Annotated in this window: 17 protein-coding genes; 1 reads left to right on the top strand and 16 read right to left on the bottom strand. The window is 63.6% G+C overall.

Going from position 1 to position 18,089, the window contains the following annotated elements:
- Window position 1: 1 nt before the first annotated feature.
- The 16 genes from J2W49_RS13555 to J2W49_RS13480 form a co-directional block, all read right to left on the bottom strand.
- Complete coding sequence (locus J2W49_RS13555; protein ID WP_310316827.1) at window positions 2-2,401, bottom strand: 3-hydroxyacyl-CoA dehydrogenase/enoyl-CoA hydratase family protein; 2,400 nt, start codon at window positions 2,399-2,401, stop codon at window positions 2-4.
- Window positions 2,402-2,432: 31 nt separating this feature from the next.
- Window positions 2,433-2,861 (bottom strand): DUF2147 domain-containing protein, encoded by a 429-nt coding sequence (locus tag J2W49_RS13550; protein ID WP_310316825.1) that lies wholly within the window; start codon window positions 2,859-2,861, stop codon window positions 2,433-2,435.
- 109 nt (window positions 2,862-2,970) lie between these two features.
- Window positions 2,971-4,767 carry an acyl-CoA dehydrogenase C-terminal domain-containing protein gene (locus J2W49_RS13545; RefSeq protein ID WP_310316823.1) on the bottom strand — a complete coding sequence of 599 codons (1,797 nt, stop codon included), beginning with the start codon at window positions 4,765-4,767 and terminating at the stop codon, window positions 2,971-2,973.
- Window positions 4,768-4,809: 42 nt separating this feature from the next.
- A complete protein-coding gene (locus J2W49_RS13540) occupies window positions 4,810-5,520 on the bottom strand; it encodes a TetR/AcrR family transcriptional regulator (protein WP_310316821.1) in 711 nt (236 codons plus the stop codon).
- A 174-nt stretch (window positions 5,521-5,694) separates the two neighbouring features.
- Window positions 5,695-6,348, bottom strand: coding sequence for a nucleoid occlusion factor SlmA (gene slmA / locus J2W49_RS13535; RefSeq protein WP_310317339.1), 654 nt, complete (start codon window positions 6,346-6,348; stop codon window positions 5,695-5,697).
- A 138-nt stretch (window positions 6,349-6,486) separates the two neighbouring features.
- Complete coding sequence (locus J2W49_RS13530) at window positions 6,487-7,974, bottom strand: ATP-binding protein (protein WP_405001023.1); 1,488 nt, start codon at window positions 7,972-7,974, stop codon at window positions 6,487-6,489.
- Window positions 7,958-8,650, bottom strand: a complete 693-nt coding sequence (locus tag J2W49_RS13525) for a response regulator (RefSeq protein ID WP_310316818.1) — start codon at window positions 8,648-8,650, stop codon at window positions 7,958-7,960. The genes J2W49_RS13530 and J2W49_RS13525 overlap by 17 nt, the downstream gene beginning before the upstream one ends.
- A gap of 130 nt (window positions 8,651-8,780) precedes the next feature.
- Complete coding sequence (argB, locus tag J2W49_RS13520; RefSeq protein WP_310316816.1) at window positions 8,781-9,686, bottom strand: acetylglutamate kinase; 906 nt, start codon at window positions 9,684-9,686, stop codon at window positions 8,781-8,783.
- Between the two features lie 138 nt (window positions 9,687-9,824).
- Complete coding sequence (locus tag J2W49_RS13515; RefSeq protein ID WP_310316814.1) at window positions 9,825-10,952, bottom strand: acyl-CoA dehydrogenase family protein; 1,128 nt, start codon at window positions 10,950-10,952, stop codon at window positions 9,825-9,827.
- A gap of 19 nt (window positions 10,953-10,971) precedes the next feature.
- The gene (locus tag J2W49_RS13510; RefSeq protein ID WP_310316812.1) at window positions 10,972-11,640 is read right to left on the bottom strand and encodes an SDR family oxidoreductase; all 669 of its coding nucleotides are present in this window, start codon (window positions 11,638-11,640) and stop codon (window positions 10,972-10,974) included.
- The gene (locus J2W49_RS13505; RefSeq protein WP_310316808.1) at window positions 11,637-12,029 is read right to left on the bottom strand and encodes a VOC family protein; all 393 of its coding nucleotides are present in this window, start codon (window positions 12,027-12,029) and stop codon (window positions 11,637-11,639) included. Before J2W49_RS13505 ends, J2W49_RS13510 begins: the two co-directional genes overlap by 4 nt.
- Before the next feature lie 16 nt (window positions 12,030-12,045).
- Window positions 12,046-13,236: an acetyl-CoA C-acyltransferase gene (locus J2W49_RS13500; protein WP_310316805.1), complete on the bottom strand. Its 1,191-nt coding sequence runs from the start codon at window positions 13,234-13,236 to the stop codon at window positions 12,046-12,048.
- 37 nt (window positions 13,237-13,273) lie between these two features.
- A complete protein-coding gene (gene aceK / locus J2W49_RS13495) occupies window positions 13,274-15,085 on the bottom strand; it encodes a bifunctional isocitrate dehydrogenase kinase/phosphatase (RefSeq protein WP_310316802.1) in 1,812 nt (603 codons plus the stop codon).
- A gap of 32 nt (window positions 15,086-15,117) precedes the next feature.
- Window positions 15,118-15,777, bottom strand: coding sequence for a carbonate dehydratase (can, locus tag J2W49_RS13490; protein WP_310316798.1), 660 nt, complete (start codon window positions 15,775-15,777; stop codon window positions 15,118-15,120).
- Between the two features lie 114 nt (window positions 15,778-15,891).
- Complete coding sequence (locus J2W49_RS13485; protein ID WP_310316794.1) at window positions 15,892-17,073, bottom strand: isovaleryl-CoA dehydrogenase; 1,182 nt, start codon at window positions 17,071-17,073, stop codon at window positions 15,892-15,894.
- A 33-nt stretch (window positions 17,074-17,106) separates the two neighbouring features.
- Window positions 17,107-17,568 (bottom strand): PaaI family thioesterase, encoded by a 462-nt coding sequence (locus J2W49_RS13480; RefSeq protein ID WP_310316791.1) that lies wholly within the window; start codon window positions 17,566-17,568, stop codon window positions 17,107-17,109.
- A gap of 162 nt (window positions 17,569-17,730) precedes the next feature.
- On the opposite strand from J2W49_RS13480, the gene J2W49_RS13475 reads away from it, so the two are divergent.
- Entirely contained in the window at window positions 17,731-18,063 is a 333-nt protein-coding gene (locus J2W49_RS13475) for a YciI family protein (RefSeq protein WP_310316789.1), read from the top strand.
- The last annotated feature ends 26 nt before the right edge of the window (window positions 18,064-18,089 follow it).

Below are 18,089 nucleotides of genomic sequence, written 5' to 3'. Positions count from 1 at the left end.
TTCAATTCCGAACCGGCTTCCCGGTATTCAACATCCCCAGAATCCGCTCCTGCGTCTTCGGATGCACGATCAGCGAACAGAAAGCCTGCCGCTCCAGCGTCATCAGGTAGTCCTCGTTCACCAGCGTGCCCGCCTCCACGTCACCCCCGGTCACCACGTTCGCGATCAGCGACGCAATGTGAAAGTCGTGTTGGCTGATGAAGCCGCCGTCGCGCATGTTGACCAGGCTGCCCAGGATGGTGGCCTTGCCATCGCGGCCGACCACCGGGAACAGGCGTTTGTGCGGTGCGCGGTAGCCACCATTGAACAAAGCCTTGGCCTCGTTGATGGCCACAAACAGCAACTCATCCTTGTGCGGCACGATCACGTCGGAGTGCAGCACATAGCCCAGCTTGCGCGACTCCAGCGCGCTGGTGCCCACTTTGGCCATGGCCGCGGCGGTGAAGCCTTCGGTCAGGAAGGGCAGCAGGTCCTTGCCGGTGGAGGTCTCTGCATTCTCGGCCGCGCGGCGCGCGATGTAGGTGAGACCACCAGCGCCGGGCACCAGGCCCACGCCCACTTCCACCAGGCCGATGTAGCTTTCCATGTGCACCACGCGGCGCGCGCTGTACACGGCCAGTTCGCAGCCGCCGCCCAGCGCCAGGCCGCGCACGGCCGACACCACCGGCACGTTGGCATAACGCAGGCGCAGCATGGTCTGCTGCATGAAGCCTTCGGCGTCTTCGATCGCGCTCACGCCCACCGCCATGAAGGCCGGCAGCATGGCCTGCAGATCGGCGCCGGCACTGAACGGCTCGTCGCCCGACCAGACCACCAGTCCCTGGTATTCCTTCTCGGCCAGGTCCACGGCGGCCATCAAGCCCTCGCACACTTCCGGGCTGATCGCGTGCATCTTGGTCTTGATGCTGGCGATCAGCACCTGCTCGTCGAGCGTCCAGATGCGGATGGCATCGTTCTCTTCGATCGTGGTTCCAGCCGTTTCGAACTTCGGCCCGGCTTCGCCCAGCAACAGCTCCGGGAAGTGCTGGCGCTGGTACACCGGCAGTTGCAGGCGGCCTTCGAATTCGCCCTTGGTGGGGTTCCATGAACCTTGTGCGGTGTGCACGCCACCGGCCTCGGCCACGGGGCCCTTGAACACCCACTCCGGCAGGGGTGCTTTGCTCAACGCTTTGCCTGCGGCTATGTCTTCCTGGATCATCTTCGCCACTTCAAGCCAACCGGCTTCCTGCCAGAGCTCAAACGGGCCTTGCTTCATGCCAAAGCCCCAGCGCATGGCCTGGTCCACGTCGCGCGCGGTCTCGGCGATGGTGGCCAGGTGCACCGCAGCGTAATGGAAGCTGTTGCGCAGGATCGCCCAGAGGAACTGGCCCTGCGGGCCTTCGGCGTTGCGCAGCAGTTGCAGGCGCTCGGCGGCCGGGCGCTTGAGCATGCGGCCATAGACCTCGTCGGCCTTTTCGCCAGCGGGCACGTATTCGCCACTGGCCAGATCGAAGCGCAGGATGTCGCGGCCCACCTTCTTGAAGAAGCCGGCCTTGGTCTTTTGGCCCAGGTTCTTGAGCTCCAGCAGTTTGGCCAGCACCGGCGGCGTGCCGAAGCTGCCATAGAACGGGTCGGTCTCCAGGTTCAGGTTGTCCTGCAAGGTCTTGACCACATGGGCCATGGTGTCCAGGCCCACCACGTCGGCGGTGCGGAAGGTGCCGCTGCTGGCGCGGCCCAGGCGCTTGCCGGTGAGGTCGTCGACCACGTCGTAGGTGAGCCCGAAGTTCTCCACCTCCTTCATCGTGGCCAGCATGCCGGCGATGCCGATGCGGTTGGCCACGAAGTTGGGGGTGTCCTTGGCGCGCACCACACCCTTGCCCAGGCCGCTGGTGACGAAGGTCTCCAGGTCGTTGAGGATCTGCGGCTCGGTGGTGGGGGTGGCGATCAGTTCCACCAGCGTCATGTAGCGCGGCGGGTTGAAGAAGTGGATGCCGCAGAAGCGCGGCTTGATTGCTTCGGGCAGCACTTCAGACAGCTTGGTGATCGACAGGCCCGAGGTGTTGGACGCGACGATGGCGTGTTCGGCGATGAAGGGCGCGATCTTGGTGTACAGGTCCAGCTTCCAGTCCATGCGCTCGGCAATGGCCTCGATGATCAGGTCGCAGTCGCGCAACTGCTCCATGTGTTCTTCGTAATTGGCCTGACCGATCAGATCGGCATCGCTGGCCACACCCAACGGCGAAGGCTTGAGTTTCTTCAGGCCTTCCACGGCACGGGTGACGATGCCGTTTTTCGGGCCTTCCTTGGCTGGAAGATCGAACAGCACCACGGGTACCTTGACGTTGACCAGATGCGCAGCAATCTGCGCGCCCATGACGCCTGCGCCGAGCACGGCGACTTTTTTCACTTGAAATCGGTTCATTGGTTTTCCATGAAAGTGGTGTGGATCGCGTTCACTCGACCCTTGTCCAGACTTGGGTGCGGTAGAACGGACCGATGTAGCCACGGATCTGCAGCTTCTTGCCTTCTTCCTGCAGCGTCATGCGCAAGGTGTATTCCTTGCCGTTTTCGGGGTCGAGGATCTTGCCGCCTTCCCACAGCGCTTCGCTGGCGTTTTTCTTCGCACCCCGGATGATTTCCATGCCCAGCTTGGGTTTGTCCTTGCGGTCACCGGTGCACAGCGTGCAATTAGGTTCGCTGCTCTCGGTCAGGGCCTTTTCGATCCTACCGTTCAGAGCACCCGAAGGCGTGGCCGCGATACGGATCTCCGCCTTGGCCTCACCCGTCTTGTCGTCCACGTTGCGCCAGAGACCCTCGGGGGTCATTTGTGCAAAGGCCATCGTCGAGGCCAACGACAGCAGGACTGGCAGGGTCTTGATCATGAAAATCTCCTTGGAGCGAAATGTCTGAAGCCAGTAACACCGCGGAACTGGCTCTGCCAGGCCGCAGGTGTTGCTCCCTGGGGGGAGGCGCCGAAGGCGCTTCGGGGGGTTACGCAAGCGCTGCGTCGGTGTCCATCAACACCTTGCTGCCGGCCCGTGCCGTGCGCATCAGCGTCGCCGTCTCAGGGAACAGCTTGGCGAAGTAGAAGCGTGCGGTCTGCAGCTTGGCCTGGTAGAACGGGTCGGTGTTGCCAGCAGCGATTTCACGCAGTGCCACCTGCGCCATGCGGGCCCAGAAGTAGCCGAACACCAGATGGCCCGCCACGCGCAGGTAGTCCACGGCGGCAGCGCCCACTTCGTCTGCGTTCTGCAGGCCCTTGAAGCCGATTTCGGTGGTGAACTTGGTGATCTGTTCACCCAGCACGGCCAGCGGGTTGATGAACTCGGCCATCTTTTCGTTGACGCCCTCTTCCATCACCAGCGCACCCACCAGCTTGCCGAACTTCTTCAGCGTGGCGCCGTTGTTGCCCAGCACCTTGCGGCCCAGCAGGTCCAGGGCCTGGATGGTGTTGGTGCCTTCGTAAATCATGTTGATGCGGGCATCGCGCACAAACTGCTCCATGCCCCATTCCTTGATGTAGCCGTGGCCACCAAAGACCTGCTGACACATGGTGGCGGCCTGGTAGCCGTTGTCGGTAAGGAAAGCTTTGGTGATGGGGGTGAGCAGCGAGAGCATGTCGTCGCTGTCCTTGCGCACTTGCTCAATCGGGTGGCTGTGCACCTTCTCCAGCAGCACCGAACAGAACATGGCCAGTGCGCGGCCACCTTCGGCGTACGCCTTGGCGGTGAGCAGCATTTTGCGCACGTCGGGGTGCACGATGATCGGATCGGCCGGCTTGTCCTTGGCCTTGGGGCCAGTCAGGCTGCGCATCTGGATGCGGTCCTTGGCGTAGGCCAGGGCGTTCTGGTAAGCCACTTCGGTCAGGCCCAGGCTCTGGTTGCCCACGCCCAGTCGTGCGGCGTTCATCATCACGAACATGCCCTGCATGCCCTTGTTGGGCTGGCCCACCATGGTGCCGATGGCGCCATCGATCACGATCTGCGCAGTGGCGTTGCCGTGGATGCCCATCTTGTGCTCCAGGCCGCCACAGTAGATGCCGTTGCGCTCACCCAGCGTGCCGTCCTTTTTCACGTTGAACTTGGGCACGATGAACAGGCTCACGCCCTTGATGCCGGGAGGCGCATCGGGCAGGCGAGCCAGCACCAGGTGGATGATGTTGTCGGCCATGTCGTGTTCACCGGCGCTGATGAAGATCTTGTTGCCGGTGAGCTTGTAGGTGCCGTCGGGTTGTGGATCGGCCTTGGTGCGCATCAGGCCCAGGTCGGTGCCGCAGTGGGGCTCGGTCAGGCACATGGTGCCGGTCCATTCGCCGCTGGTCATCTTGCGCAGGTAGGTGGCCTTCTGCTCGTCGGTACCGAAGGTGTGCAGCGCGGCGTAGGCGCCGTGCGTGAGGCCGGGGTACATGGTCCAGGCCTGGTTGGCCGAGTTCATCATTTCGTACAGGCACTGGTTCACCACCAGCGGCAGGCCCTGCCCACCAAACTCGGGATCGCAGCTCAGCGCGGCCCAGCCGCCTTCCACATAGGTTTTGTAGGCTTCCTTGAAGCCGGTGGGTGTGGTGACCTCATGTGTCTTCTGGTCCAGCTTGCAGCCTTCGGTGTCGCCGCTGATGTTGAGGGGGAAGATCACCTCGGACGCGAACTTGCCGCCTTCTTCGAGCACCGCGTTGATGGTGTCCACGTCGATCTCGGCGTGCTGGGGGAAGGCCTTGAAGTCTTCCATCACGTTGAGCACTTCGTGCATCACAAACTGCATGTCTCGCAGGGGCGGGTTGTAAACGGGCATGGGGAATCTCCTGTGCTGGGTTTGTGAAAAATGAAAGGGCGTTCAGGCGGCTGCCAGCGGGCCTTTGCGCCTGCGTGTGGCTCGCGCCGCTGCACTCGGTGGCAGATCGGTCTGGCTGTATCGGGACAAGATGCTTTCGAACGCCTGCGTTGCGCGACGCAATGAGTCGGGGCTTCGCAGAAAACGCGCTTCGTAGTGCAAGGCAAGAATCAGCGCATGCACTTCGAAGGCCATTTGCGCTGCGTCGGTATCGGCACGCAGGTGGCCTTCTGCCACGGCCAGTTCCACGGCGCGGCGCATGGCGCTGAGCCAGGTGTTGACCGAACTGGCGAGCGCGTCGCGCACCGGACCGGGGCGGTCGTCGAACTCCACCGCGCCGCTGATGTAGATGCAGCCGGAATCGATCTCGACCGAGGTGCGCTTCATCCAGTTGTCGAACAGCATGCGCAGTCGCGGCAGGCCGCGCGGCGCATTCATGGCTGGGTAAAACACCTCGTCCTCGAACCGGGTGTGGTACTCACGGACCACGGAAATCTGCAGTTCCTCGCGCGAACCAAAATGCGCAAACACGCCCGACTTGCTCATCTGCATCACCTCGGCCAAGGCCCCGATGGACAGGCCCTCAAGACCGATCTGCGTCGCCAGCCCCAGTGCGGCGTCCACGATCGCGGCCTTGGTCTGCTGACCTTTCTGCAAGGGCTTGCGGGAAAGCTCTTCGGTGCGGCTGCGCTTGTGCAGGGGTATGACACTCATGGGTGGGGTTCTCGGGTGAACAAAAACAAGACCGCTCGAATAATCGAACGGTCGTGCTATTTTTACACCAAAGCGAAGCCGAAGGGGCGATTGCCCGGAGATAAATCCGGAATATGTTTAGGGACCACGCCCTAAATCACGGAGCAGGTGCGCGGCGCTCCCTCCGACAGGTCATCAGAGATGCGTGACCGGCAGCAACAAAGCCAGGCTGTGTTCCAGGTGTTCGCTGGGTGAGCGCTTGAACCCGCTGCGTGCAAAACGCTGCAGGCGCCCGACGCAGAAGGCGGTGATGGCCGAAGCGTCGGCCTGGGCATCCACCGTGGGTGTGGCCACCTGTGCCACCAGGGCCACTTCACGCAGGTTCTGCCGAAGTGCGGACTCGATCTTGTCGAAGAACAGGTTCATGCGTTGCTGCAGGCGCTCGTTTTCGTGAACCAGTGCGTCGCCCACCATCACACGCGTCATGCCCGGGTTCTTTTCACCGAACTGCAGCAGCAAGGTCACCAGCTTGCGCGAACGCGCGTTGCCGTCGGGCTCACGCTCCACCAGCTGGTTGACCAGACCGAACACCGATTGTTCGATGAACTCGATCAGGCCCTCGAACATCTGCGCCTTGCTGGCAAAGTGCCGGTACAGCGCGGCCTCGCTCACTTCCAGCCGGGCGGCCAGTGCGGCCGTGGTGACGCGCTCGGCACCGGGTTGTTCCAGCATGGCCGCCAGCGCCTGAAGAATCTGCACGCGGCGTTCACCCGGTTTGGGCCGCTTTCGCCCGTTGCCTTCAGTCGCAGCCGCCGCTTCCGCAGGGCTGTCGGGGGCGATGTCGGCCATGGGCATGTGCTCAGGTGCGCTGGAGGTCATGGGCAGTCGGTCCGTCGGTTGTCTGCTGGCGGGCCAGATGTGCGCCCGGTTTCTTTTGTCATCCCTTGTTTCATTTTCGCACAGGCTTTCCCGGTTCCAAGGGAGCACTCATGCGACGGCGGCAAACACCACGCGCACACGCAGCCCATGCCCCATGGCGCCCACGGCAAGCTGGAGTTGCGTATGGTGCGCGCGAGCGATTTCATCTGCAATGGCCAGGCCCAGTCCGTTGCCCTCGCCCACGGTGCCCGGTACGCGGTAAAAGCGTTGCAGCACCCGCTCCTGCTCATCACAGGGAATGCCCGGGCCATCGTCTTCGACCTCCAGCCAGGCGCTGCGTTCGTCAGGCGATTTCGTCTGGCCGCAGCGCAGGGTGACGCGGCCGCCCACCGGGGTGTAGCGGATGGCGTTGTCCACCAGGTTGATAAGCAGCTCGCGCAGCAACCAGGCATGTCCCCGCACCTGCGCTTCCCGGGTTTCAAGGCCCAGATCGATCTGTCGGTCCGCCGCGGCGTCCAGGTAGAGCGCCAGAATGCTCTCGCACAGGTCCTTGAGGTCGACCTGCTGCTCAGGCTGGGCTTCCACGCTGACCGTGTCGGCACGCGACAAGGCCAGCAACTGGTTGGCCAGTTGCGAGGTTCGGCGTGTGGCATCGCGCATGCGGCGCACCTGATCCACCCGCAAGGGCAAGAGTTCTCCGGTGGACATGCCGCGCGCCGCCTGCGCCCAGGCTTCCACCTGGGCCTGCAAGCCAGCCAGCGGCGTGCGCAACTGGTGTGCCGCATCGGCCACAAAGCGGCGCTGCGCCTCCGTCTGCGCATTGACCAAGCCAAACAGCCGGTTGAGCGAAGCCACCAGCGGGCGCACCTCGGAAGGCGCACTGTCGGTGACGATCGGGCTGAGGTCACGCGGGGAGCGGCGCTCAACCGCCTGCTTGAGATCGATCAACGGCTGCAAGGCCCGCGCCACCGCCCAGGTGACGGCGATGGCGGCCAGCACCAACAGTGCGACGTTGGGCAGCAGCACCCGCAAGAGCACCGTCTGCAACCAGTTCTGCCGCGCGTCCGATCCATCGGCCAGCATCACGATCAGGTCACCCGCCGAACTGCTGCTGCGCTGCGCCACCACCCGGTAGGTGATGCCGCCTTCCACCACGCTCAGGAATTCAGGATCGCCGGTCGCTGGCAGCACGGTGGGGAACCAGGACTCACCCAATAAGGGCGTGCCTTGTGCATTGAAGATGCCGTAAAAGGCCACGCCTTCCCGCTCCTTGAGGAACTCGTCCACCGGCGGCGCCAGCAGCAGGGCCAGGCCGGGCTGGGTCTGAGAGAGGGCGCCTTGATTCAGAAACGGTTCGGTGGCGCTGTCGACTGCCTGGCGACGCTGGGTGGTCACCACCACCGAATCCACCAGCAACGGCACCAGGCGCAGCAATTGTTGGTCTTGTTGCAAGGCGGCCGTGCCCGCTCGTTGGTAGTGCAAATACACACTGACCAGCGCCACCACACCCAGTGGCAGCATCAGCAGCACCAGCAGGCGGCGCTGCAAACCCCAGATCATGCCCTCGGGGGCACTGCGATCAGGAAAGAGGCGCATCGCTGCCGGTCGAGCGCAGTTCGAGACGGTAGCCAAACCCGCGGATCGCGCGCAACGCCACACCCGCCGGGTCCAGTTTGGCTCGCAGCCGCGAGATGTAGACCTCGATGGCGTTGGGCGTGATCTCTTTGTCCCAACCGGTGAGCGCCTGCAGCAGCTTGTCTTTTGCCGCCGGCTTGGGCGCCTGCATCAGCAGGTACTCCAGCACCGACCACTCACGCGGCCCCAGCTCCATGGTCTCCCCTGACAAGGTGGCGCGCCGGTGGGCCGTGTCCATCTCGATCGGGCCAAAGGCCAGCACCGCCGACGTGGCAGCCTGTGAACGCCGGAGCAAGGCGCGCAGGCGGGCGAGCAATTCTGGCAGTTCGAAGGGCTTGACCATGTAGTCGTCTGCCCCGAGGTCGAGGCCTTGTACGCGGTCCTGTAAGGCATCGCGCGCGGTCAGGATCAGCACCGGCATGGCCAGGCCACCCGTGCGAAGGCGCCGCGTCAAGGTGAGTCCATCAATGCCGGGCAGACCGATGTCAACGATCGCGAGATCGAAGCTGTCGCTCTGCAAGGCCACTTCTGCCCGCTCGGCGCTGCCCACCCAGTCCACGGTGTAACCAGCATCACAAAGCCCCAGCTTGATGCCACTGGCCACCATCACATCGTCTTCGACCAAAAGCAACCGCATCTAGAGACTCCCCCTGCCGCGCTTCGCGCGATCCCCCTGAGGGGGACGCACCCTGGGACCGGCAAAGCCGGATCCTCGGGTGCCCTGGACAACTGCCCCTTCGCCGGCAGCGGGCTTGGCGGCCAACATTTCAGTGTGATCTGATCATGGTGCCGAAGGGCTGGTCACCTAAGACCTCGAGCAGCAGCGCGTGCGGCACGCGACCGTCCAGGATGTGCACGGCATTCACACCGCTCTTGGCCGCATCCAGTGCACCGGCAATCTTGGGCAGCATGCCGCCGGAGATGGTGCCGTCTTCGCACAGTTCGTCGATGCGGCGCGGCGTGAGTTCGGTCAGCAGTTGGCCGTCCTTGTCGAGCACGCCCGGGATGTTGGTCAGCATGAGCAGTTTCTCGGCCTGCAGCACGGTCGCCAGCTTGGCGGCCACCACGTCGGCATTGATGTTGTAGCTCTCGTTGCTGGCGCCAAAACCGATGGGGCTGACCACCGGAATGAAGGCATCGTCTTGCAGGGCCTGCACCACACCCGGGTCGATGCTTTCAATGTCGCCCACCTGTCCCACGTCGTGTTCCAGGCTGGGGTCTTTCGCGTCGGCCATGCGCAGCTTGCGTGCCCGGATCATGGCGCCATCGCGCCCGGTGAGGCCCACCGCCTTGCCACCGGCCTGGTTGATCAGGCCCACGATGTCCTGTTGCACCTGGCCCGCCAGCACCCACTCCACGACCTCCATGGTCTCTTCGTCGGTGACGCGCATGCCCTGAATGAACTGGCCCTGCTTTCCCAGGCGCTTGAGCAGCGTCTCGATCTGCGGGCCGCCGCCGTGCACCACCACCGGGTTGATGCCCACCAGCTTGAGCAAAACCACGTCTTCGGCAAAGGCCTGTTGCAAGAGAGGGTCGGTCATGGCGTTGCCGCCGTACTTGATGACCATGGTCTTGCCGTGGTACTTGCGGATGTAGGGCAAGGCCTGCGCAAGCAGTTCGGCTTTTTCGCGGGGCTTGATGTGGGAAATATTGACGGCGGCAGAAGTGGACATGCTTCAGGTTCCCGGTGAAGGCTTGACGGTGCGCAAATTGTAGGCCGCGCCGCCGGGGTCCCCGCGCACCCCGCCCCCGGGTACCCAATCCGATCAGAAGCTGAGGTTTTCGAGCGTGAGCAAAAGACGCTCAGCCTCTCAGCTCAGCGCGCGCTGGATGATGATTTTCTGCACATCCGACGTGCCTTCGTAGATCTGGCACACCCGCACATCGCGGTAGATGCGCTCCACCGGAAAGTCGCTCACATAGCCGTAGCCGCCGTGGATCTGGATCGCGTCGGAACACACCTTTTCCGCCATCTCGCTGGCAAACAGTTTGGCCATGGCCGCTTCCTTCAGGCAGGGCTGGCCGGCGTCGCGCAAGGCGGCGGCGTGTTGCACCAGCGCGCGGGCGGCCTCGATCTGGGTCGCCATGTCGGCCAGCCGGAAGCCCACGGCCTGGTGGTTGAAGATGGGCTGGCCAAAACTTTCCCGCTCCTTGGCGTAGCTGAGCGCACACTCAAAAGCGCTGCGCGCCATACCGATGCTCTGCGCCGCAATGCCGATGCGCCCACCCTCAAGCGCGCTCAGGGCAATCTTATAGCCCTCGCCTTCGGCGCCAATCAGGTGGTCTGCCGGAATGCGGCAATTGTCAAAATTGATCTGCGCGGTGTCGCTGCTGTGCTGCCCCAGCTTGTCTTCCAGCCGCGCCACCACATAGCCGGGCGCGCTGGTGGGCACGATGAAGGCACTCATGCCCTTCTTGCCCGCGCCCTTGTCGGTCACCGCGATCACGATGGCCACGTCACCGTTCTTGCCACTGGTGATGAACTGCTTCACGCCGTTGATCACGTATTCGCCGCCCTGTTTGACGGCGGTGGTGCGCAAAGCGGATGCATCCGAACCCACATGCGGTTCGGTCAGGCAGAAGGCGCCCAGCATCTGCCCGGCCGCCAGCGGCCGCAGCCACTGTTCCTGCTGCTGTGGGTTGCCATAGCGCATGAGGATGGCGTTGACCGGGCAATTGGTCACCGAAATCACCGTGCTGGTGCCACCGTCGCCGGCGGCAATTTCTTCCAGCACCACGGCCAGGGTCGCGTAGTCCAGCCCCGCCCCACCCAGCGCCTCAGGCACGCAGATGCCGTAAGCCCCCAGCTCGGCCAGGCCCTTGTGCACGTCTTTGGGGAAGTGGTGTTCCTTGTCCCATTTGGCCGCATGTGGCCACAGCTGCTCCTGGGCAAAGGCGCGCACCGCGTCGCGGATCATGAGTTGGTCTTGGGTCAGCATGAAAGGTCCAGAAAAAGAACTACCAATGATCGGCACGCCGGCCGTCGAAATGCAGCAGGCAGCCGTTGTCTTCGGGTGTGAGATTGGCGATCACTTTGCGCAGCCCGCTCACGCTGTCTTCCAGCGACACTGGCGCCGCTGCACCACCCATGTCGGTCTGCACCCAGCCAGGGTCCAGCGCCACCAGGCGGGCCGCCGGGTAATCAAAGCGCGCGCTGCTCAGCGCCATGTTCAGCGCTGCCTTGCTCACGCGGTACAGCCAGGCATTACTCGCGGGCACGCTGGCGATCTGGCTCATGCGGCTGGAGAGCACACCGAACACGCCCTGCGCGGCTTCCACCATCGGCAGCACCTGGGGCGTCACCTGCATGGCACCCAGCACGTTGGTGTGCATGACCCGGTCAAACGCTTCACGCGTGGGCGGCGTGGTGGCACTGGCGCGGTCCATCACGCCAGCCACGTAAAGCGCCACATCCAGCTTCTCGCCGTCAAGCTGCCAGGCCAGGCCGCTCACGCTGGCCGGGTCGCTCACGTCCACCCGCAGCACTTCGGCACCGAGGGCTTTCAGCCGCGCCACACCGGCATCGTTCCGCGCCGTGGCGATCACGCGCCGGCCTTCGGCCAGGTACTGCCGAACCAGTTCGAGACCAATGCCTCGCGAGGCGCCAACGACGAGAACCGCGTTCATGAGGGTTCGTGGCAAGCCACGGCCAGTTTGTTGCCATCCGGGTCCCGGAAGTAGGCGCCATAGTAGTGGGCGTGGTATTCGGGCCGCAGACCGGGTGGGCCTTCGCAACGCCCACCCTGCGCCAGCGCTTCCCGGTGCGCCGCATCCACAGCAGCCCGGCTACTGGCCATGAAGGCCGTCATTTGGCCATTGCCCGCTTGGTGCGCTTCGCCGTCGTGTGGATGCGCAATCACGAAGTACGGGCGTTGGCCACCAGCGCTGTGCCAGCCGGCCCAAGGTCGCGCAGGCTCGCAAAAGCGCAGCGTGTGGCCCAGACAGCCCATCACCGCGCTGTAGAAGCGCAAGGCACGATCAAAGTCGGACACACCGACGAAGACATGGGACAACATGCTCAAACGCCTCGGCTCACAACATTTCAATGGCCATCGCCGTGGCCTCACCACCGCCAATGCACAAGGTGGCCACGCCCTTCCTGCCGCCGCGTGCCTGCAGCGCATGCAGCAGGGTGACCAGAATGCGTGCGCCACTCGCGCCGATGGGGTGGCCCAGCGCGCAGGCGCCGCCGTTCACGTTGACCTTCTCATGCGGAATGGACAGTTCGGTCATCAGCGCCATGGGCACCACGGCGAACGCTTCGTTGATCTCCCACAGATCCACGTCGGCCACGCTCCAGCCGGTTTTCGCCAGCAGCTTCTGGGTGGCGCCCACGGGGGCGGTGGCGAACCAGTTTGGCTCCTGCGCGTGGGTGGCATGGGCCACGATGCGGGCCAGCGGCTTCAGTCCCTGGGCCTGCGCGGTGGACTGGCGCATCAGCACCAGCGCGGCCGCGCCGTCGTTGATCGAGGAACTGGAAGCGGCGGTGATGGTGCCGTCTTTCTTGAATGCTGGTTTCAGGCTGGTGACCTTGTCGAGCTTGACCTTGCCCGGGCCTTCGTCCACAGACACCACACGTTCACCGCTGCGGTCCTTCACGGTCACCGGCGCTATCTCTTTCGCAAACGCACCACTCTCCGTGGCGGCCTTGGCGCGCGTGACCGAGGCAATGGCGAAGGCGTCCTGCTGTTCGCGGGTGAAGCTGTATTTGGCGGCGCAGTCTTCGCCGAAGGTCCCCATCGAGCGACCGGCTTCGTAGGCGTCTTCCAGACCGTCGAGCATCATGTGGTCGTAGATCTTGTCGTGGCCCATGCGGTAGCCGCCACGGCCCTTGAGCATCAGGTAAGGGGCATTGGTCATGCTCTCCATGCCACCAGCCACCATCACGGTGGCGCTGCCGGCCATCAGCATGTCGTGCGCCAGCATCGTGGCCTTCATGCCGGAACCGCACATCTTGGACAAGGTGACCGCACCGGCCGACAGCGGCAAGCCGCCCTTGATCGCTGCCTGGCGCGCGGGCGCCTGACCTTGGCCGGCCATGAGGCAGTTGCCGAACAGCACTTCGTCGACCAGCGCCTTGTCCACGCCTGATCGCTCAACCGCAGCCTGGATGGCCACACCGCCCAGGTCGTGCGCGGACTGGCTGGCGAAATCGCTCTGGAAAGAGCCCATGGGGGTGCGGGCGGCCCCGACGATGACGATGGGATCGGTGGTGTTGCTCATGTAAACGCTCCTGAAAAAAAGGGGTCAAGGGAGGCCGTCAGGCCAGTGTGTGTGAAAGGAAGCGGCGGTCCCGCTCGTAGGGGAAAACGTCGTGCACATGCCCGGCGGCAATGCGTTCCTTGTGCGACTGCCAGAAATCGCGGTCCAGCAGGTCGGCGTGGTGCTTCATGAATTCCTCGCGCACCAGCGGATTGCCCAGCAGAAAGGGGCCGAAGGTCTCGGGAAACACGTCGTGCTTGCCCACCGAATACCAGACCTCGCCTGACATCTCGTCTTCTTCATTGCGCGGCGCGGGCACGCGGCGGAAGTTGCAGTCGGTGATGTATTCGATCTCGTCGTAGTCGTAGAACACCACCTTGCCGTGGCGGGTGATGCCGAAGTTCTTCCACAACATGTCGCCGGGGAAGATGTTGGCGGCTACCAGGTCCTTGATGGCGTTGCCGTACTCCACCACCGCGCGCTTCAACTGGGCACGGGCGGGCGCGTCGTCGGCCTTGGCTTGCAAGGTGTCGAAGGCTTCCTGCAGGTAGATGTTGAGCGGAATCATGCGCCGCTCGATATAGCAATGCTTGACCACGACCTCGATGTCGCCGTCGCCGTTGCGGTCGGAGATTTCCAGCTGGCTGGGGGCGAACTTCTGGATCTCTTCGATCAATTCGTCGGTGAAGCGGTCACGTGGGAAGCCCACCTCGGAGAACTCCAGCGTGTCGGCCATGCGGCCCACGCGATCATGCTGTTTCACCAGCAGGTATTTGTTGCGGATCTGCTCGCGCGAGGTGTCCTTCTGGGGCGGGTAGTAGTCCTTGATGACCTTGAACACGAACGGAAACGAAGGCAGATCGAACACCAGCATCACCATACCCTTGATGCCGGGGGCAATGCGGAACTTGTCGGTGCTGTGCCGCATGTGAAACAGGAAGTCGCGGTAGAACAGCGTCTTGCCCTGCTTGGCCAGGCCGAGCGCGTTGTAGAACTCGGCGCGCGGCTTGCGCGGCATCATGCTGCGCAGGAACTGCACATAGGCGCTCGGGATTTCGATGTCGACCATGAAATAGGCGCGCGCAAAACTGAACAGGATCAGCAGGTCGTCCTCGCCGAACAGCGCCGCATCGATCACCAGTTTGCCGTCGGCGTTGTGCAGGATGGGCAGCGCGAAAGGCACTTCCTGGAAGCCGTTGATGATCTTGCCCACCACGTAGGCGCCCTTGTTGCGGAAGAATAGGCTGGACAGCACTTGGAACTGAAAGTTCGCGCGCAGCTTGACATGGTCAAAGTGACGCTTCATGGCGGCGAGCACCAGACCGGCGTCGCGCTCCAGGTTGTCGAACGGCACACGCAGGTCGAAATCCTGGATCATGCGCAGCGCCTCGGCCTGCATGTTCTCGGCCGTGGGGTAGTAGCAGCGGTAGGTAGGGCTGGCGGTGGGCTCTTCGTTTTCGATGTATTCGGTGGACACCGCCGGCCGCACGAAGATGAAGTCGTTCTGGAAGTAGGCGCGCTTGAGGATCTTGGTGGTGACCGAATTGAAGAAGGTTTCGGCCAGCTCCGGCTGGTGGTGATTCACCAGCAGGCCGATGTAGTGCAGCTTGACCTGCTCCCACACGTTCATGGGCTGCTCATCGGCTCTGAACTCCTTCATCAACCGCTTCACACACTCATTCACACGCAGGTCATAGAACTCGATGCGCTCGCGCTGGGCGCGCTGCTGGCCGCGCCAGTCGCGCGTTTCAAAACGGTGTTTGGCGCGGGCCGACTCGGTCCGGAACAACCGGTAGTGGCGGTTGAAGCCATCCATCATCGCCTTGGCGACGTCGTAAGCCACGGTGGAGTCGAGACGCTGGGGAAACATCAACCGTGGTCCTGGAAAAGACTCTCAGTCTCTCAGGCCGCACGTTCGGCGGACACGCCGGCAACGGCTGCGCGGTAGATGCCATCCAGCCCCTCGGCGCCGTCGGCGGTCATGAGCAGATCCTGCAACAGGCCGTCCCGCAGGCCGTACACCCAGCCGTGCAGGGTGAGCGGCTGGCCACGCGCCCACGCATCCTGCACCACGGTGGTCTGGGCCACATTCATCACCTGCTCGATCACGTTGAGCTCGCACAAGGCATCCACGCGATGGGCTTCGGGTGTGGCCTCGATCAGCGCAGCGTGGCGGTCGCGCACGTCCTTGATGTGGCGCAGCCAGTTGTCGGCCAGACCCACCCGGGTATCGTGCAGCGCGGCAGTCACGCCACCGCAGCCGTAGTGGCCGACCACCATGAGGTGTTCCACCTTGAGCTGGTCCACCGCGTACTGAATGGTGGACAGGCAGTTCAGGTCGGTCGGCACCACCACGTTGGCCACGTTGCGGTGGACAAACACCTCGCCAGGCGCCAGGCCCGTGATCTGGTTCGCGGGTACGCGACTGTCAGAGCAGCCGATCCACATGTACTGCGGGCTTTGCTGGGCGAGAAGGTCGGTGAAGAAGGTCGGCTTCTGCGCCACCATCTCGGCGGCCCAGGCGCGGTTGTGTTCAAACAGGTTCTGAAGGACTTGGGACATGTTGCGGGCTCTTGTGGCGGGAGGAACGCCACCGCCCTGAGGGGCCAGGTGGCGCGCCAATTGTGTCATCGCAGGGCCGGGACAGGCCAATGACCCGCCCGGTGCACGGCCACTTCAGCAGGTTTCCGCAAACAGCTCCCGCCCGATCAGCATGCGACGGATTTCACTGGTGCCGGCGCCGATCTCGTACAGCTTGGCATCGCGCCACAGCCGGCCCAGCGGGTATTCGTTGATGTAACCATTGCCACCGAAGATCTGCACCCCCTCGCCCGCCATCCAGGTGGCCTTCTCAGCGGTCCACAGAATGACCGAGGCGCAGTCCTTGCGCACCTGGCGCACGTGCTCGGTGCCCAGCAGGTCCAGGTTCTTGGCCACGGTGTAGGCAAAGCTGCGTGCCGCCTGCAGCACGGTGTACATGTCGGCCACCTTGCCCTGGATCAGCTGGAATTCGCCAATGCTCTGGCCGAACTGCTTGCGGTCGTGGATGTAGGGCACCACGTTGTCCATCACCGACTGCATGATGCCCAGTGGCCCACCGCTGAGCACCGCGCGTTCGTAATCAAGCCCGCTCATCAGCACCTTGGCACCCAGGTTCAGGCCACCCAGTATGTTCTCTGCCGGCACTTCCACGTTGTTGAACACCAGCTCGCCGGTGTGGCTGCCGCGCATGCCCAGTTTGTCCAGCTTCTGCGCAATGCTGAAGCCCTTCATGCCCTTCTCGATCAGGAAAGCCGTGACGCCGCGCGCGCCCAATTCGGGCTCGGTCTTGGCGTAGACCACCAGCGTGTCGGCGTCCGGCCCGTTGGTGATCCACATCTTGCTGCCGTTGAGCAGGTAGACCCCGCCCTTGTCTTCGGCTTTCAGCTTCATGCTGATGACGTCAGAACCCGCGCCCGGCTCGCTCATGGCCAGCGCACCCACGTGCTCACCACTGATCAGCTTGGGCAGGTATTTTGCCTTCTGCTCGGGCGAGCCATTGCGGTTGATCTGGTTCACGCACAGGTTGCTGTGCGCGCCGTAGCTCAGGCCCACGGACGCGCTGGCGCGGCTGATTTCTTCCATGGCCACCATGTGCGCCAGATAGCCCATGCCGGCGCCGCCGTCTTTCTCGGGCACGGTGATGCCCAGCACGCCAAGCTCGCCCATCTTGCGCCAACAGTCCATGGGGAACTGGTCGCTGCGGTCGATCTCGGCCGCGCGCGGCGCGATTTCGGCCTGGGCGAATTCGCGCACCGCATCACGCAGGGCGTCGATGTCTTCACCGAGCTGGAAGTTGAGGCCGGGCAGGTTGGTCATGAATAGTCTCCTGAAAAAGTAGGGGTACGGGCATCAGCCCTGGATGTTGTCGCGTCCGAACACGGCCATCAGCGTGCAGCCCATGGTGGCAATCAGTTTTTCCTTGCCACCGTCGATGGCATACGCATGGCCTTCGCACACCGTCACCGTGCGCCCGGGTTTGATCACGATGCCCACCATGCGGAAATGCTCACCCTTGGCCGGCGCCAGCAGGTTGATCTTGAACTCGATGGTGAGCACCGCAGCCTCCACCGGCATCAGCGAAAACCCGGCATAGCCGCAGGCCGAATCCAGCGCCGTGGACACCATGCCGGCGTGCAGAAAGCCGTGCTGCTGTGTGAGCGCCTCAGCCCATGGCAGCGTGATTTCCACCTGTCCGGGCCGCACCGCCGCCAGCGTCGCACCCAGGGTGCGCATGGCCGCCTGGCGGTTGAAACTGGCGTGCACGCGCTCTATGTAATCCGGGTCGCGGGGTTCAAAAGTGGGCGGATTCACGGTCTGTCTCGCTGACGATGTTTAATTGACGTTTACGTAAACGTCAATTATGGACGAAACGGCGCATCGCCAGCAAGCGAGGAGAAATACGCAGCGCTCCAGCGTGTGGGATGGTGCCCGCTAAGCTTTAGGTTTGGCACCACTCCCTCCCAGAGAATCACCATGCTGTTCATCGTCCATTTTGAAGACATCTACGCTGACCAACCCGAGCGCCTCGCAGACCGCGCGGCGCACATGGACGCCCACTTGGCGTTTCTGTCTGCGCTGGGCGACCGCGTGGTCGCTTCAGGCGCACTGCGAGAGACTGAAAATGGCGTGCCGCAGGGTGGCCTCTGGATCGTGAACGCCACGAACAAGGCGGAGGTTGAAGCTTGGGTGCAGGAAGACCCTTTTTGGAAAGCGGGCCTGCGAAAGTCGGTTCGTGTCAGCGTGTGGGCCAAGGCGGTTTGGTCCCCCGCCTTTGCCGACTGCATCAACGTCATCAACCGGTCCTGATTCCACCGCCAGCGCTCCCTACAGCC

The organism is Hydrogenophaga palleronii (assembly GCF_031457455.1).
In the GTDB taxonomy this organism is placed as follows: domain Bacteria; phylum Pseudomonadota; class Gammaproteobacteria; order Burkholderiales; family Burkholderiaceae_C; genus Hydrogenophaga; species Hydrogenophaga palleronii_A.
The sequence above is the reverse complement of the archived record's forward strand: the minus strand, read 5'-3'. Positions and strand labels throughout refer to the sequence as shown.